Origin of the sequence: Pseudomonas sp. ef1 (assembly GCF_007293365.2) — a bacterium.
Classification (GTDB): Bacteria; Pseudomonadota; Gammaproteobacteria; order Pseudomonadales; family Pseudomonadaceae; genus Aquipseudomonas; species Aquipseudomonas siliginis.
This window is the reverse complement of record NZ_CM129815.1, coordinates 2,400,758-2,416,117: the sequence shown is the minus strand read 5'-3', so window position 1 is coordinate 2,416,117 and position 15,360 is coordinate 2,400,758. Positions and strand designations below refer to the sequence as shown.

At 61.3% G+C, this 15,360-nt stretch carries 14 protein-coding genes; 3 read left to right on the top strand and 11 right to left on the bottom strand.

The genetic code is table 11. The features are described from left to right. The first annotated feature begins 124 nt into the window (after window positions 1–124). Entirely contained in the window at window positions 125–931 is an 807-nt protein-coding gene (locus tag FEE99_RS10930; RefSeq protein ID WP_041478911.1) for a methyltransferase domain-containing protein, read from the top strand. A 103-nt stretch (window positions 932–1,034) separates the two neighbouring features. Here FEE99_RS10930 and pcaC read toward each other — a convergent pair whose 3' ends face one another. The 11 genes from pcaC to pcaR all read right to left on the bottom strand — a co-directional run bounded on the left by pcaC (window position 1,035) and on the right by pcaR (window position 12,108). After that, the gene (gene pcaC / locus FEE99_RS10925) at window positions 1,035–1,427 is read right to left on the bottom strand and encodes a 4-carboxymuconolactone decarboxylase (protein WP_007917093.1); all 393 of its coding nucleotides are present in this window, start codon (window positions 1,425–1,427) and stop codon (window positions 1,035–1,037) included. A 10-nt stretch (window positions 1,428–1,437) separates the two neighbouring features. Further along, on the bottom strand, window positions 1,438–2,229 hold the full coding sequence (pcaD, locus tag FEE99_RS10920) for a 3-oxoadipate enol-lactonase (RefSeq protein WP_041478912.1): 792 nt from the start codon (window positions 2,227–2,229) through the stop codon (window positions 1,438–1,440). 11 nt (window positions 2,230–2,240) lie between these two features. After that, a complete protein-coding gene (locus tag FEE99_RS10915; protein ID WP_041478913.1) occupies window positions 2,241–3,605 on the bottom strand; it encodes a 3-carboxy-cis,cis-muconate cycloisomerase in 1,365 nt (454 codons plus the stop codon). Between the two features lie 45 nt (window positions 3,606–3,650). Beyond that, entirely contained in the window at window positions 3,651–4,946 is a 1,296-nt protein-coding gene (locus tag FEE99_RS10910) for an MFS family transporter (RefSeq protein WP_041478914.1), read from the bottom strand. Window positions 4,947–5,208: 262 nt separating this feature from the next. Beyond that, window positions 5,209–5,775 (bottom strand): protocatechuate 3,4-dioxygenase subunit alpha, encoded by a 567-nt coding sequence (gene pcaG, locus FEE99_RS10905; protein ID WP_041478915.1) that lies wholly within the window; start codon window positions 5,773–5,775, stop codon window positions 5,209–5,211. Between the two features lies 1 nt (window position 5,776). Beyond that, window positions 5,777–6,481, bottom strand: a complete 705-nt coding sequence (pcaH, locus tag FEE99_RS10900; protein ID WP_041478916.1) for a protocatechuate 3,4-dioxygenase subunit beta — start codon at window positions 6,479–6,481, stop codon at window positions 5,777–5,779. Window positions 6,482–6,517: 36 nt separating this feature from the next. After that, a complete protein-coding gene (pcaF, locus tag FEE99_RS10895; protein ID WP_177327019.1) occupies window positions 6,518–7,723 on the bottom strand; it encodes a 3-oxoadipyl-CoA thiolase in 1,206 nt (401 codons plus the stop codon). Further along, window positions 7,720–8,499 (bottom strand): CoA-transferase subunit beta, encoded by a 780-nt coding sequence (locus FEE99_RS10890; protein WP_041478918.1) that lies wholly within the window; start codon window positions 8,497–8,499, stop codon window positions 7,720–7,722. The genes pcaF and FEE99_RS10890 overlap by 4 nt, the downstream gene beginning before the upstream one ends. Then, on the bottom strand, window positions 8,499–9,356 hold the full coding sequence (locus FEE99_RS10885) for a CoA transferase subunit A (RefSeq protein ID WP_024011937.1): 858 nt from the start codon (window positions 9,354–9,356) through the stop codon (window positions 8,499–8,501). The genes FEE99_RS10890 and FEE99_RS10885 overlap by 1 nt, the downstream gene beginning before the upstream one ends. A 269-nt stretch (window positions 9,357–9,625) precedes the next feature. Further along, a complete protein-coding gene (locus FEE99_RS10880) occupies window positions 9,626–10,972 on the bottom strand; it encodes an MFS transporter (protein ID WP_041478919.1) in 1,347 nt (448 codons plus the stop codon). Window positions 10,973–11,265: 293 nt separating this feature from the next. Beyond that, on the bottom strand, window positions 11,266–12,108 hold the full coding sequence (gene pcaR, locus FEE99_RS10875) for a pca regulon transcriptional regulator PcaR (RefSeq protein WP_041478920.1): 843 nt from the start codon (window positions 12,106–12,108) through the stop codon (window positions 11,266–11,268). Window positions 12,109–12,739: 631 nt separating this feature from the next. Between pcaR and FEE99_RS10870 the strand changes: the two genes are divergently transcribed. Beyond that, window positions 12,740–12,940 carry a hypothetical protein gene (locus FEE99_RS10870; protein WP_008080067.1) on the top strand — a complete coding sequence of 67 codons (201 nt, stop codon included), beginning with the start codon at window positions 12,740–12,742 and terminating at the stop codon, window positions 12,938–12,940. Window positions 12,941–13,310: 370 nt separating this feature from the next. After that, window positions 13,311–14,786: an inorganic phosphate transporter gene (locus FEE99_RS10865; protein ID WP_016771345.1), complete on the top strand. Its 1,476-nt coding sequence runs from the start codon at window positions 13,311–13,313 to the stop codon at window positions 14,784–14,786. Window positions 14,787–15,360: the final 574 nt, after the last annotated feature.

Below are 15,360 nucleotides of genomic sequence, written 5' to 3'. Positions count from 1 at the left end.
TACAGTGAGCAAACCTGAAGGACTCAGGTGCTCCAACCCTTCACGCTTCCGTTTCGTAGTCGGTCTCCAGCTGTGCACCAGGTTGTCATCGGAAGACACCATTTGATCACCGGAGGATCACCTCATGATCACGCGCCGCACCACTGCACCCGATTGGGACGCCAAGGCGTACCAACAGTTTTCCCGTCTCAGACAACGTCCGGTCAACGAATTGCTCGACCGTATCGAACTGCAAAACCCCCAACGCATTTACGATCTGGGCTGCGGCACCGGCATCGCTACGCAGTTGCTGGCCAAGCGTTGGCCGCGTGCGCATTTGCAGGGCGTCGACAGCTCCGCGCAGATGCTCGATGAGGCACGCTGCCTGCCGATCCGGGCGTTGTGGAAACATTGCGACCTGCTTGATTGGCAACCTGAGCAGCCGGCGGATCTGCTGTTCGCGGCCGCCGTGCTGCACTTTATCGAAGGCCATGAAAAACTGCTGCCGCGCCTGCTCGGTTATCTGAATCCCGGCGGCTGTCTGGCGGCGCACATGCCGGACTGGCGCGATGCGCTGTGGTATCGGTTGATGCTCGACACCCTCGAAAACGGCGGCCCCGGTGGCACACCACTGGGCACACCTGAACTACGCCAGCGCATGGCGGCGCGGCCGTTATTGGCACTGGAGGATTACTATCGGTTGCTCGCGCCCATGACTACGTCGCTGGATATCTGGGAGACCGAGCAGTTGCAGGTGGTTGACGGCAAGTCGCCGGTGTATGACTGGGTGAAGGTCTCGGCGCTGCGGCCGGTGATGCAGGCGTTGAGTTCAGCGGAACAGGCGCGGTTTATCTATCACTACCTGATGCGGGTGCATGAGCATTATCCGCAAGAGGGGGATGGGCATACGTTGTTTGCATTCAAGCGAATATTTATTGTCGCCAGGGTGTGATTCGTTACGGCCGCTACCGCTTTCGCGAGCAGGCTCGCTCCCACAGGGAAATGCATTCCAATGTGGGAGCGAGCCTGCTCGCGAAGGCGTCAGTGCAACAACCTCACTCGCGGGATTCAACCCCGAGTTCATCCCACACCGATTCGGCCAGATGAAACGTCGCGTTCGCCGCCGGGATGCCGCAGTAGATTGCGCTCTGCATGATCACTTCCTTGATCTCGCCACGGCTGACGCCGTTGTTGGCTGCCGCGCGCAGGTGCAGTTTCAGTTCGCCCTCGCGGTTCATGCCGATCAGCATGGCGATGGTGATCAGGCTGCGGGTATGGCGGGGCAGGCCCGGGCGGGTCCAGATGTCGCCCCAGGCGTGGCGGGTGATCATCTCCTGGAATTCCGAGTTGAACTCGGTCAGCGTGGTCAGGCTGCGATCGACGTGGGCATCGCCCAGCACCGCGCGGCGTACTTGCATGCCTTCGTCGTAACGTTGTTTCTCGTCCACAAATTCTTCCTCACTGAGCCTGCAAAAACGCCAGCACACGGTCGCTGAAAGCGGCGCCGGCCTGCACGTTGGACAAATGCGCCGCATGGAACTCGGCGTACTCGGCGTCGCGCACTCGGTCGCGAATGAAGTGCCCGCCGGACGGCGGCGTCACCGCATCTTCGCTGCCGGCAATCACCAGCAACGGCACGTTGATCGAAGCCAGTTGTTCACGGAAATCGGCATCGCGCACGGCCGCGCAGTTGGCCGCATAGCCTTGTGGATTGGTCGCGGCGAGCATCTCGGTAATCTTCTTCGCAGCCTCGGGATGGGCCGCCGAGAAGTCCGGGGTGAACCAGCGCGCAATCGAGGCATCACGCAGTGCGACCATCGCCGCCGGGCCGTCGCGCAACACGGTTTCGATGCGTGGATTCCATACCGACGGATCGCCGATTTTCGCCGCCGTGTTGCACACGATCAGTTTGTGCAGACGATGGCCTGCGTTGATCCCCAGCCACTGACCGATCAGCCCGCCCATCGACAGCCCGCAGAAATGCGCGCGCTCGATATGCAGCGCATCGAGCAGACCGAGCACATCGCGACCGAGTTGTTCGATGCTGTACGGCCCTTCGGTAACCAGCGATTGCCCATGGCCGCGCGTGTCGAAACGCAGCACGCGGAAATGCTCGGTGAACGCCGGCATCTGCGCGTCCCACATGTGCAGGTCGGTGCCCAGCGAGTTGGACAGCACCAGCACCGGCGCCTCCGCCGGGCCCTCAATTTCATAGTGCAGTTCGCCATCGGCGAGTTGAACGAAAGCCACAGCCCTCTCCTTCAGACAGTCAAAGCGTTGTGTTCAGCCACCGCACGCTCGACCCAGACTTGCGCCTGGCCGAGGTAATGCGCGGGGTTCAGAAGATCATCGAGTTCAGCGCCACTGAGTTCGGCGGTGACTTGCGGCTCGTCAGCGAGCACCGCACGCAAATGGCGTTGCTCGGCCACTGCACGTTTGCAGCATTGTTCGAGCAGGTGATGCGCGGTGTCGCGGCCGACGCGCTGGGCAAGGACGATGCTCACCGCTTCGGCCAGCACCAGGCCTTGGGTCAATTCGAGGTTGCGGGCCATGCGCGCCGCGTCGACTTCCAGACCGTCGGCCAGCAAGCGCGCCTGTTGCAGCGAACCGGACACCAGGCAGCAGATTTCCGGCAGGGTTTCCCATTCGGCGTGCCACAAACCGAGGCTGCGTTCGTGTTCCTGCGGCATCGCGCTGAACAGCGTCGACACCAGCCCCGGCACCCGCGTGGCCGCGCCGATCAGCACCGCTGCGCCAACCGGGTTGCGCTTGTGCGGCATGGTCGACGACCCGCCCTTGCCCGGTGCCGCAGGCTCAAAAACCTCCGCTGCTTCGGTCTGCATCAACAGGCTGATGTCGCGGCCGAATTTGCCGAGGCTGCCGGCGATCAGGCCAAGCACAGCGCCGAATTCGACGATGCGATCACGCTGGGTGTGCCACGGTTGCTCGGGCAGCGTCAGTTGCAGCTCTTCGGCCAATGCTTTGGCGATCGGCAACGCCTGTTCACCCAGCGCCGCGAGGGTGCCGGAGGCGCCACCGAATTGCAGCACCAGCAGACGCGGTTTCAGTTGTTGCAGACGCTGACGGCTGCGCGTGACGGCGCCCAGCCATCCGGCGATTTTCATACCGAGGGTCACTGGCGTGGCATGTTGCAGCCAGGTGCGCCCGGCCAGTGGCGTGGTAGCGAAACGTTGTGCCTGAGCTGCGAGCGAGTCGGCCAGTTGCGCCAGTTGGTCTTCGATCAGCGCCAGCGCCTGGCGCAATTGCAGGACCAGCCCGGAATCCATCACGTCCTGACTGGTCGCGCCCAGATGCACATAGCGCTCGGCTTCGGCATCGCTCGAGGCGATCTGCTTGCCCAAGGCCTTGACCAGTGGAATCGCCGAATTGCCGGCCGTAGCAATCGCCTCGCCCAGCGCCGCAAAGTCATACAGGCCCGCCTCGCACGCTGCGGCAATAGGTGCCACGGCCGATGAAGGAATCAGCCCGACCCGCGCCTCGGCCCGGGCCAGCGCCGCTTCGAAATCGAGCATCGCCTGCACCCGGCCCTGATCGCAGAACACTTCGCGCATATCGCGGGCGGTGAAGTAGGCATCGAACAATTGATTGCCCGGTCGCTGAGTCATAAACAGTCCTTGCCGGCGCGGGCCTCGCAGCCCGCGCACATGGGTTTACAGATCGTGGTGCAAATACTTCGCCTGCTTGGGCAAACGCAGACTGAACAGGAAGGCCACCGCCATCATCGCCGTAACGTACCAGTAGAAGGCGTTTTCCATGCCGCCGGCCTTGAGGCTCAGGGCCACAAACTCTGCCGAACCACCGAAGATCGCATTCGCCACCGCGTAAGCCAGGCCGACACCAAGCGCGCGGACTTCCGGCGGGAACATCTCGGCTTTCACCAGACCGCTGATCGAGGTGTAGAAACTGACGATTGCCAGCGCCAGGGTGATCAGCACGAAGGCGAGGAACGGGCTGCTGATGCTTTTCAGGCTGAGCAGAATCGGCACGGTGAACAGCGTGCCAAGCGCGCCGAACCAGAGCATCGAATTACGCCGGCCGATCTTGTCGGCGAGCATGCCGAACAGCGGCTGCATGCACATATACAGGAACAGCGCGCCGGTCATGATGTAGCTGGCGGTCTTGGCATGCATCCCGGCGGTGTTCACCAGGTATTTCTGCATGTAGGTGGTGAAGGTGTAGAAAATCAGCGAGCCGCCGGCGGTGTAGCCGAGCACGGTGATGAACGCCGCTTTGTGATCGCGGAACAATGCAGTGATGCTGCCGGCGTCTTTGTGCGCGCGGGTTTCCTTGTTGGTGGTTTCCTTCAGCGAACGACGCAGGAACAGCGAAATCAGCGCCGCCACCGCACCGACCACGAACGGAATCCGCCAACCGTAGGCACGCAGGTCTTCTTCAGTGAGGAACTGTTGCAGCACCACCACCAGCGACACCGCCAGCAATTGGCCGCCAATCAGCGTCACGTACTGGAACGAGGCGAAGAATCCGCGCTGACCCTTGAGCGCGACTTCGCTCATGTAAGTCGCGGTGGTGCCGTACTCGCCGCCGACCGACAGACCTTGCAGCAAACGCGCGAACAGCAACAGCACCGGTGCCCAGACGCCGATGTCCTTGTAGGTCGGCAGGCAGGCAATCAGCAGCGAGCCGAAGCACATCATCAGAATCGAGATGAGCATCGAGTTCTTGCGCCCGTGCTTGTCAGCGACCCGACCGAAGATCCAGCCACCAATCGGCCGCATCAGGAACCCGGCGGCAAATACGCCAGCGGTGTTGACCAGTTGCACGGTGGGGTTATCGGAAGGGAAGAACGCCGGGGCAAAATAGATCGCGCAGAAGGCGTAGACGTAGAAGTCGAACCATTCGACGAGGTTGCCGGAGGAAGCGCCGACGATGGCGAAGATGCGCTTGCTGCGCTCTTCGCCGGTGTAGTGAGAGGTGGTAGTTGTCATTGTTTTTTCACTCGATAGGGACAGTCACAGTCTAGACACACTTTGCAACAGTCCCGTTCCACATCGGATCATCACCCAAGTCTGGATCAGCCTTTGTGGCGAGGGGATTTATCCCCGCTCGAGTGCGAAGCACTCGCAAATCAGATACACGCGGTTCATCTGAATACCGCGCCGACTGGTTTTAGGGGCTGCTTCGCAGCCCAGCGGGGATAAATCCCCTCACCACAGGGACTCTGTCCTGCAGGGGATTTGGGGTGTTCTCTCAATAATCGAAGAACACCGTCTCGGCATCGGTGCCCTGCAGAACCACATTCCACTGGTAAACACCCGAGGCATCCTGTTTGGCCAGCAACGTTGCGCGACGCTCCGCCGGCACACATTCCAGCAACGGATCAGCCACGTTCGCCGGTTCGCCTTCAAAATAAATCCGCGTCAGCAAATGCTTGACCAGACCACGGGCAAACACCAGCACCACCAGATGCGGCGCTTGGGTCGAGCCTTTCAACCCTGGCACGGTGCCCGGTTTGATCGTGGTGAAACGGAAGCGCCCTTCGGCGTCCACCGGTACCCGGCCAAAGCCTTCGAAATTCGGGTCGAGCGGTTTGTCCTGCTGATCTTCCGGGTGATCGTACTTGCCGGCGGCGTTGGCCTGCCAGACTTCGAGCATGGCGTCGTTGACGACATCGCCGTTGCCGTCGACCACCTGGCCGGTGATCGCCACGCGCTCGCCGAGGGTCAGCTCGTTGGCCAGGGTTTCGCGGTTCAGCCAGGTCAGGCCGATGTGGTAATACGGCCCGACGGTGTGGGACGTGGTCGCATAGAGCGTCATCTTATTTCTCCATCGGCGTGGCTTCACGGCCGCGCAGCACGATGTCCCAGCGGTAACCGAGGGCGTAGGACGGAATGGTTTTTTCCAGATCGAAACTGGCGATCAGGCGTTCCTTGGCCGAAGTGTCCGGCACGCAGTTGTAGATCGGGTCATACGCCAGCAGCGGGTCGCCGGGGAAGTACATCTGCGTAACCAGACGCGTAAGAATGCTCGGCCCAAACAGGGAAAAGTGGATGTGCGCCGGGCGCCAGGCGTTGTGGTGGTTGCCCCACGGATAGGCGCCGGGCTTGATGGTCTGGAACTGGTACCAGCCATCGGCATCGGTGACGGTGCGACCGGTGCCGGTGAAGTTCGGGTCCAGCGGCGCGTCGTGCAGGTCGCGGGCATGGTTGTAGCGGCCGGCGGCATTGGCCTGCCAGATCTCCACCAGAATCCCCGGCACCGGCAGACCGTCCTCGTCGAGCACGCGGCCGTGAATGATGATGCGCTCGCCCAATGGCTCGCCGTCGTGCTGAGCGGTGAGGTCATTGTCCTTCTCGGCAACGTGTTCGGCGCCGATGGTCGGCCCGGTGATTTCCGAGAGTGAATGGGGCAGGTGCACCAACGGCTTGGACGGCGAGCGCAGGTTGGTGGATTGATACGTCGGGTGCAGGTAGTCAGGCTGAGTGCCTGCCTGTGGGCGACGGTAACCAGGCTTGTCAGTCATTTCGCTTTCCTCAGTTCTTGTAAGTGCCGCAGCGCGTCAGACACGTTCGATGGCCAGGGCTAGACCCTGGCCAACACCGACGCACATGGTCGCCAGACCTTTCTTGCCGCCAGTCTTTTCCAGATGATGCAGGGCCGTCAGCACCAGCCGCGCACCGCTCATACCCAACGGATGACCGAGGGCAATCGCGCCGCCATTCGGGTTGACCTGCGGCGCGTCATCCGCCAGCCCCAGTTCACGCAGTACCGCCAGACCTTGGCTGGCAAACGCTTCGTTGAGTTCGATCACGTCGAAATCGCTGACCGCCACGCCGAGGCGCTCGGTCAGTTTGCGCACCGCCGGCACCGGGCCGATGCCCATCACCCGTGGTGCGACGCCGGCGCTGGCCATGCCGAGCACTTTTGCGCGAGCAGTCAGGCCGTGTTTTTTCACCGCTTCGGCTGACGCCAGAATCAGCGCAGCAGCACCATCATTGACCCCGGAGGCATTGCCGGCGGTGACGGTTTTGTCCGCGCCATTGACTGGCTTCAGTTTGGCCAGCGCTTCAATCGTAGTGTCGGCGCGCGGATGTTCGTCCTCGCTGACCACGGTTTCGCCCTTCTTCTGGGCAATCCGTACCTCAACAATTTCTTCGGCGAAGTAACCGGTGGCCTGCGCGGCGGCGGTACGTTGCTGACTGCGTAAGGCAAAGGCGTCCTGATCTGCGCGCGAGACCTTATAGTCGTCGGCGACGTTGTCAGCGGTTTGCGGCATTGCATCGACGCCGTACTGCGCCTTCATCAGCGGGTTGATGAAACGCCAGCCGATGGTGGTGTCTTCCAGTTTCATGTTGCGCGAAAACGCCGCGTCGGCCTTGCCCATCACGAATGGCGCGCGGGACATCGACTCGACGCCACCGGCAATCGCCAGCTCCATCTCGCCACTGGCAATGGCGCGGAATGCCGTACCGATCGCGTCCATGCCCGAAGCGCAGAGGCGATTGAGCGTAACGCCGGGCACGCTGTCCGGCAGACCCGCCAGCAGCAGCGCCATGCGCGCAACGTTGCGGTTGTCTTCGCCGGCCTGGTTGGCGCAGCCGAGGAACACCTCATCGACGGCATTCCAGTCCACCGATGGATTGCGCTCCATCAGGGCCTTGATCGGCACGGCGGCGAGGTCATCGGCGCGCACGGCGGACAGTGCGCCGCCGAAACGGCCGATGGGGGTGCGAATCGCGTCGCAGATATACACGTCACGCATCATGCTTCTCCCGGTGCCTGGCCGTGGGCGGCAGCGGTGCGCGCTTCCAGATCACGCAGCGCCGTCAGCTCGACTTCGGTCGGCTCAGCGGTGGTTTCAACAGAGGCGGCAAAACGGATCGCCCAACCGGTGGCGGCGACCACTTGCTCGCGGGTCACGCCCGGATGCAGCGCGGTGACCACGAACTCGTGGGTGCCCTCCTCCGGTTCCATGATGCACAGGTCGGTGATGATGCCCACCGGCCCGGCGCCCGGCAGGCCCAGACGTTTACGCGAATCGCCGCCCTCGCCGTGACCGACCGAGGTGATGAAATCGAGCTTGTCGACAAACGACCGCGCCGACTGTTTAAGGATGATCAACACGCTTTTCGCCGAACCGGCAATCTCCGGCGCGCCACCGGCACCCGGCAGACGCACTTTCGGCGCGTGGTAGTCGCCGACCACGGTGGTGTTGATGTTGCCGAAACGGTCGACCTGCGCGGCGCCGAGGAAGCCAACGTCGATGCGCCCGCCCTGCAACCAATAGCGAAAAATCTCACCGGTCGGCACCACGGTGTCGGCGGTCTCGGCCAGCTCACCGTCACCGATGGACAGCGGCAGTACGCTCGGCTTGGCGCCAATCGGGCCGGATTCGTAGATCAGCACCACGTCCGGCGATGAAGTCAGGCGCGCGAGGTTGGCGGCTTTCGATGGCAGGCCGATGCCGACGAAGCATACCGAGCCGTTCTTCAGGCGCCGGGCCGCCGCGACGGTCATCATTTCATTGGTGGTGTAAGTCATTACTTGGCCTCCGAAGCAGCGGCCAATTTGGCCTGGAATTCGCTGAAGTCAGCGCAGCCATGGATGTATTCGTTGATCCACGCGGTAAACGTCTCACGGTCGCGAGCGATCGGGTCCCACGCCTGATAGAAACGATTGTCACGCTCGGTGTAACCGTGGGCGTAGGACGGATGCGCGCCGCCCGGCACGTGACAGACCGCACTCAAGGCCCAGGTCGGCAGTACGCAAGCGTTCATCGGTGCGTTGAGGTCATCGACGATCTCTTCCACCGTGACGATGCAGCGCTTGGCCGCCAGCGCGGCTTCTTTCTGCACACCGAGAATGCCCCAGAGCAGCACGTTGCCTTTGCGGTCGGCTTTCTGCGCGTGAATCACGGTGACGTCTGGGCGCACCGATGGCACTGCCGCCAGCACTTCGCCGGTGAACGGACAGGTCACGGTTTTGATCAGCGGATTGACCTTCGGCAGGTCGGAGCCGGCGTAGGCACGCAGCACCGCGAACGGCAGGCCGGACGCGCCGGCAACGTAGGCGTTGGCGAGGTCGGCGTGGCTGTGTTCTTCAATTTCCAGCGCGTGCGGCCACTGCTTTTCGACCGCGTCACGCAGACGGTGCAGCGAACCCACACCCGGGTTGCCGCCCCAGGAGAAAATCAGTTTGCGCGCGCAACCGGCGCCGATCAGTTGGTCGTAGATCAAGTCAGGCGTCATCCGCACCAGCGTCAGATCTTTCTTGCCTTGACGAATGATTTCATGACCCGCTGCCGTAGGGATCAGGTGAGTGAAGCCTTCGAGGGCGACGGTATCGCCGTCGTTGACGAATTGCTTCACCGCGTCGTGCAGCGAAAGGATCTCAGCCATGGAGCGGGCTCCTGTTCTTGTAAGGAATCGCCAGTGATAAAAAGGCGCGAGGTTCAGCGCCGGAGTCACTGAAGATTAAGCTCGGGAAAATCGCCAAACAATCCGATAATCGACTGAGTGTTCGTTTATCGAACGGATTGTTGTTCAGCTAACAATCAGATCAAAAGCTTCGCGAGCAGGCTCGCTCCCACCTTGGAATGCATTCCAGAATGTGGGAGCGAGCCTGCTCGCGAAGGGGCCAGCCTGTTCAATAACGATCTGCGCCCGACTCAGGTCGCATCCGCATGACTGACCATGCCTTTGATCAGCACCGCCGCCGTCGCCAACCCCGCCGGGATCACCAACGCGGTCAGCACCTGCTCGAAATTCCAGCCCAGGCCGAGCAAGGTTGCGCCCATCCACGCGCCGAGGATCGCGCCAAAGCGGCCGATGCCGAGCATCCACGACACCCCGGTCGCGCGGCCTTGTGTCGGGTAGAAGCGTGCTGCCAATGACGGCATCGCCGATTGCGCGCCGTTGACGCACATGCCTGCCACCAGCACCAGTGTCGCCAACAAGGTGATGTTGCCCAGGCTTTGCCCTACCGCGTAGGCAAACACCCCGGCCAGCAGGTAGAAAATGCCGATGACCTTGTGCGGATTGAAGCGGTCCATCGCCCAGCCCACCCCGACCGCGCTCAACACGCCGCCAAACTGGAACAACGCGCCGATGAACGCGGCCTGTTCCATGCTCGCACCGCTGTCGCGCATCAGCGTCGGCAGCCAACTGGTCAGCAGGTAGACGATCACCAGGCCCATGAAATAAGTCAGCCACAACAGCAGCGTGCCGGTGCTGTAAGTGCCGGAGAAGATCACCGCGAAGACATTACGCGCCTTGACGGTCTTCTGTTCCGGCACGCTGAAGCTCGCAGCCTGGGCGACGGTAATTGGATCGATCGGTGCCAAGGTCTTGCGAACTTTGTCGGTGCCGCGGTTGCGTACCACCAGGTAGCGCGCCGACTCCGGCAGCCAGAACACCAATACCACCGCGAGGATCAGCGGCAGGATCCCGCCGATCATCAACAGCGCGTGCCAGCCGAACGCCGGGATCAGTTTTGCCGAGATGAAACCACCGCCAGCCATGCCGAGGTTGAAGCCGCAGAACATGCTGGTCACCAGCAGCGACTTCTTGCGCTCCGGGGTGTATTCCGAGAGCAGCGTCGTGGCGTTGGGCATGCCCGCACCGAGACCGAGGCCGGTCAGGAAGCGCAACACCAGCAGTTGTTCGACGTTGGTGCTGTAGGCCGAGGCCAGGCTGAAGCCGCCGAACAGAATCACCGCACCGACGAGGACGACTTTTCGCCCGAAGCGGTCAGCCAAAGGGCCGGAGCCGAGCGCGCCGAAGACCATGCCGATCAGCGCGGCACTCATCACCGGGCCGAGGCTGGCGCGGTCGATGCCCCAGTCTTGCGACAGCGCCGGGGCGATGAAGCCCATGGCGGCGGTGTCGAGGCCGTCGAGAAATACGATCAGGAAACACAGGATCACCACTCGCCACTGGTAGCGCGAGATCGGTTGGGCGTTGATAAAGGTCTGCACATCGAGGCAGTTACCCACAGCGGACTGAGGCTGGTTCATTATTTTTATTCCACGCAAAAAACGCAGTCGAACGGCGGCCGGCCAAAGGAAGGCACGGTCACAAGAATAGAAGGTTGTTATCAGGCGTTGCGGTGAACCCGGCAACAACGGGTGGGATACAGACAGTCGGGGAGCGAGCGCATGGTGAATTGCCTCTTGTCATTATTATGGGGTCGACAGTCCGGCGAGCTCATTCACATCAGCGCCGGATGACGCTGCCGCGACATTAATGATCCGAGGGTTTTAGCGTCAATTCGATAAACGCAACACTGTGCGTTTATCGAACAGCTTCCTCAGGCGAACAGCTGCGCGCTGAGGTCGCGGCTGGCGCTGAGCAGTCCGGGCAAGAAGCGCTGCTCCAGCTCGGCGCGGCTGACTCGCCCGGCGTGGGTGCTGACATTCAGCGCCGCGACCACTTGCCCGGAGGCGTCGTACACCGGAACGGCGATCGAGCGCAGGCCCTGTTCCAGTTCCTGATCGACAATGCACCAGCCCTGCTGACGCACCTGCTGCAAACATTCGAGCAACGCGTCGGAGGTATGAATGGTGCGGCTGGTCTTGGCCACCAGTTCGGCGTGGTCGAGGTATTCGCCCAGTGAAGTGTCATCCAGTGCCGCTAGCAGAATCCGCCCCATCGACGTGCAATACGCCGGCAACCGCCCACCGACGGAAAGGTCGACCGAGATCAATCGCTGAGTGGTCGCCGAACGCGCGATATAGAGAATGTCATCGCCCTCCAGCGTCGCCATGTTGCAGGCTTCGTGCAGTTGCTCGCTCATACGGTCCAGATACGGCTGGGCCGAGACCGCCAGCGGCGTCGAGGACAGATAGGCGTGGCCGAGGGTCAGCACTTTCGGCAGCAGCGAATAGGTGCGCCCGTCGGTGGTGGCGTAGCCGAGTTTGATCAGCGTGTGCAGGCAACGGCGCACGGCGGCGCGGGGAATTTCCGTGCGATGACTGATCTGCGCGATGGTCAGGTGGCGTTTACGCTCCTGAAACGCCTGCACCACCGCCAGACCACGGGCCAGGGACGTCATGAAATCCGGATCACCGGTCAGCGCCTGAATGCGCTTGGCCGGCGAGGCGACGATGGGCGGCGCCACCGACGTGAAGGAGTTGCGCATTTGATCGTTCATTTCTTGTCCTTGTCCGGCACGCATCGATGCCTAGTCAAACGGCTCGCCGCGCGATGCACAAGCATCGCGGCGCCAACATTGGGCGATTATCGAACCGCCGACCGATAATCGCAATCCAGTCACCCGCCCTCCTCTTCATCCTTGAGGCAGCTTTAGCGATTCTGCTCGCAACTTAGTTGTTCCAGTTAATGGCGCCAAAAACAGAACGCCTGTTCTATAACGCGGTCTTTACACTTAACTAGCGGTAAAAGTTGCCGGTAACAAAACCCTCACACATTCAGAACCGTTTTTAACTTGGCAAAGATAGTCATTCCCGAATCGGCCGCTATAATGCACCCTAGTCGCGGCGCTTTAATCAAAAGCCCGCGACTTGCTGAAACGAGGTCCTTCGTCTCAGCTCCGGCCAGCGCCCGGCGCCCATCACACATGCAACGCCAGCGCTCGCTGAAACAGGAAACTGATGCTGCGTCAGTTTTTATCTGGTGCCGTAGCCGCCTGTAACACGGAAGTCTTGATCGCCTCTGCAATGTCTCCGCGCCTGATCGGGCTGTGGATGACTGGCGGGTTCGCTCAATTGACTCGTTGCAGTGTGTTTCACCGGATATTCAATTCAACTCATACAGGTAGCACCGTGACGAAAGACGAACTGCGCGCGGAACTAGAGCGCCAGGAACAACGTTACAAGGAAGTTTACGGCGGGGAAGTCACCACCTACGCCGCTCAGCCGGAACCGGAACGCAAGGCATGGCGCAAGCGCCCTACTGTTCAGGATCAGGTGTTCAAGCAGGAAATCGAAAAGATCGAAAAGGAACTCAAAGCCGAAGAGCCATGAGCCACGGCGGTTGAGCATTCGAAAGTCGGCGTCCGCCTGAGCCACAGCGCGGTGGAAGACGACACCTCGCGCGCCCGCTATCGGCGGGCAGCGGCTGCATCGCTGTTCTGGGGCTGATGAACGAGCGTCCCACAGGTTTCAGAGATATTTCAGACAAGCGTTTGAGCCTTTGCGATGTCTGAAAAAACGGCTCGAAAATATAGTTTATTCAATAAAATCAAGTAGTTGAAAAACCCTGCGTGCTGCTTGGTTTTCACGCCCTGCAACAAATTAAATCGAAGAAGGGTGTGACCAGTGAGCAGACGGGGCATCGATTTCCTGTCTTTTCTGGCATAATCGCGCCCCCTTACGACCGGGTCAGAAAACCTTCATGATCGATTTATTCAGCGGACTGGATGCTTGGGTGCTTGTGAGCCTCTTGCTCGCCCTGACGTTTGTCCTCGCCTTCGAGTTCATCAATGGATTTCATGACACCGCTAACGCGGTAGCCACTGTTATCTACACCAAAGCCATGCCGCCACACCTGGCGGTGTTCTTTTCCGGTGTGTTCAATTTCCTCGGCGTGCTGCTGGGCGGCGTGGGTGTGGCGTATGCCATCGTCCACTTGCTGCCGGTTGAACTGCTGATCAATGTGAACACCGGCCATGGCCTGGCGATGGTGTTCTCGTTGCTCGCCGCGGCAATCGCCTGGAATTTGGGCACCTGGTACTTCGGTATCCCGGCTTCCAGCTCGCACACCCTGATCGGCTCGATCCTCGGCGTCGGCCTGGCCAACGCACTGATCAACGACATTCCGTTGAGAGATGGCGTGAACTGGCAGAAAGCGATCGACATCGGCGCCTCGCTGGTGTTCTCGCCGATGGCGGGCTTCCTCATCGCCGCGCTGGTGCTGATCGGCCTGAAATGGTGGCGCCCGCTGTCGAAGATGCACAAGACGCCGGAACAGCGCCGCAAGATCGACGACAAAAAGCACCCGCCGTTCTGGAACCGTCTGGTCCTGGTGATCTCGGCCATGGCCGTGAGCTTCGTGCACGGTTCCAACGACGGCCAGAAAGGCATCGGCCTGATCATGCTGGTGCTGATCGGTATCGTCCCGGCGCAGTTCGTACTCGATCTGAACAGCACCACCTACCAGATCGAACGCACCCGCGACGCGACCCTGCACCTGAGCCAGTTCTACCAGCGCAACGCCGATTCGCTGGGTGAGTTCCTGGCCCTGGGCAAGAGCGTGGAAGGCGACCTGCCGGAGAAATTCCGCTGCAACCCGCAGCAGACCGAACCGACCATCACCGCCCTGCTGCATACCCTTAAAGGTGTAGCGGACTACCATTCGCTGTCGTCGGACAGCCGCATCGAAGTGCGTCGCTACCTGCTCTGCCTGGACGACACGGCCAAGAAAGTCGGCAAGCTGCCAGGCCTGGAAGCCCGTGAAAAGGCTGACCTCGACAAGCTGCGCAAAGACCTGACCACCACCACTGAATACGCCCCGTTCTGGGTGATCCTGGCGGTCGCCCTGGCACTGGGCCTGGGCACCATGGTCGGCTGGAAGCGTGTGGTGCTGACCATTGGCGAGAAGATCGGCAAGCAGGGCATGACCTATTCCCAGGGCATGTCGGCGCAGATCACCACCGCCAGTCTGATCGGCATGGCCAACATTTTCAGCCTGCCGGTGTCGACCACTCATGTGTTGTCTTCGGGTGTGGCCGGGACCATGGTTGCCAACAAGAGCGGCCTGCAGGGTGGCACGGTCAAGACTATTCTGCTGGCCTGGGTGTTGACCTTGCCAGCGACCGTGGCGCTGTCGGCCGGGTTGTTCTGGTTGGCTTCGAAGGCTTTGGGTAGTTGATCTTTAGCTGTTGATTGGAAAAGGCGTGATTCGTGAGGATCACGCCTTTTTTGTTATAGGGATTGGGGGCATATCCGTTGCTGCGGGTGCTGCCGCTGGCGGTTTCGCTCTTACAGCGAGTCACCTTTTCCAAACGCCGAAAAGGTAACCCAAAAGGCTTTGCCCCGGCGTACGGCCCGCTCGCTGGGGCTCGGGGTACCTTCGTTACGGGATCGATCCGGGCGCAGCGGCTCCGGTTGGCTTCGCTGCACCTACACTCGCTGTGTACGACTGCGTCGTACGGTCGCTGCGCTCCCACCCCCGGATCGATCCCGTAACGAAGCCTGCCGAAGGGGCAAAAGATCAAGAGCCGGATCAAAAGCCGGATCAAAAGCAAAAGCAAAAGCAAAAGCAAAAGCCAAAGCAGAAGCCAGATCAAAAGATCGCAGCCTTCGGCAGCTCCTACAGTTGGATCGAGTTACCTCAAGACCAGGCCGCCTTCGCGAGCAGGCTCGCTCCCACAAAAAGGCAAAAGCAGCGCAGCTGCCCGCGGCAAAGCCGCCCCACTCAACAATGAGCGCAAGCTCGAGTGCTT

Bases quoted from the DNA above. Each gene is read 5' to 3' on its own strand.
- FEE99_RS10885 (WP_024011937.1), bottom strand. From the start codon at position 9,356: ATGGCTGAGATCCTTTCGCTGCACGACGCGGTGAAGCAATTCGTCAAC.
- FEE99_RS10930 (WP_041478911.1), top strand. From the start codon at position 125: ATGATCACGCGCCGCACCACTGCACCCGATTGGGACGCCAAGGCGTAC.
- pcaG (WP_041478915.1), bottom strand. From the start codon at position 5,775: ATGACGCTCTATGCGACCACGTCCCACACCGTCGGGCCGTATTACCAC.
- FEE99_RS10910 (WP_041478914.1), bottom strand. From the start codon at position 4,946: ATGACAACTACCACCTCTCACTACACCGGCGAAGAGCGCAGCAAGCGC.
- FEE99_RS10915 (WP_041478913.1), bottom strand. From the start codon at position 3,605: ATGACTCAGCGACCGGGCAATCAATTGTTCGATGCCTACTTCACCGCC.
- FEE99_RS10865 (WP_016771345.1), top strand. From the start codon at position 13,311: ATGATCGATTTATTCAGCGGACTGGATGCTTGGGTGCTTGTGAGCCTC.
- FEE99_RS10890 (WP_041478918.1), bottom strand. From the start codon at position 8,499: ATGACTTACACCACCAATGAAATGATGACCGTCGCGGCGGCCCGGCGC.
- pcaF (WP_177327019.1), bottom strand. From the start codon at position 7,723: ATGATGCGTGACGTGTATATCTGCGACGCGATTCGCACCCCCATCGGC.
- FEE99_RS10880 (WP_041478919.1), bottom strand. From the start codon at position 10,972: ATGAACCAGCCTCAGTCCGCTGTGGGTAACTGCCTCGATGTGCAGACC.
- pcaH (WP_041478916.1), bottom strand. From the start codon at position 6,481: ATGACTGACAAGCCTGGTTACCGTCGCCCACAGGCAGGCACTCAGCCT.
- pcaR (WP_041478920.1), bottom strand. From the start codon at position 12,108: ATGAACGATCAAATGCGCAACTCCTTCACGTCGGTGGCGCCGCCCATC.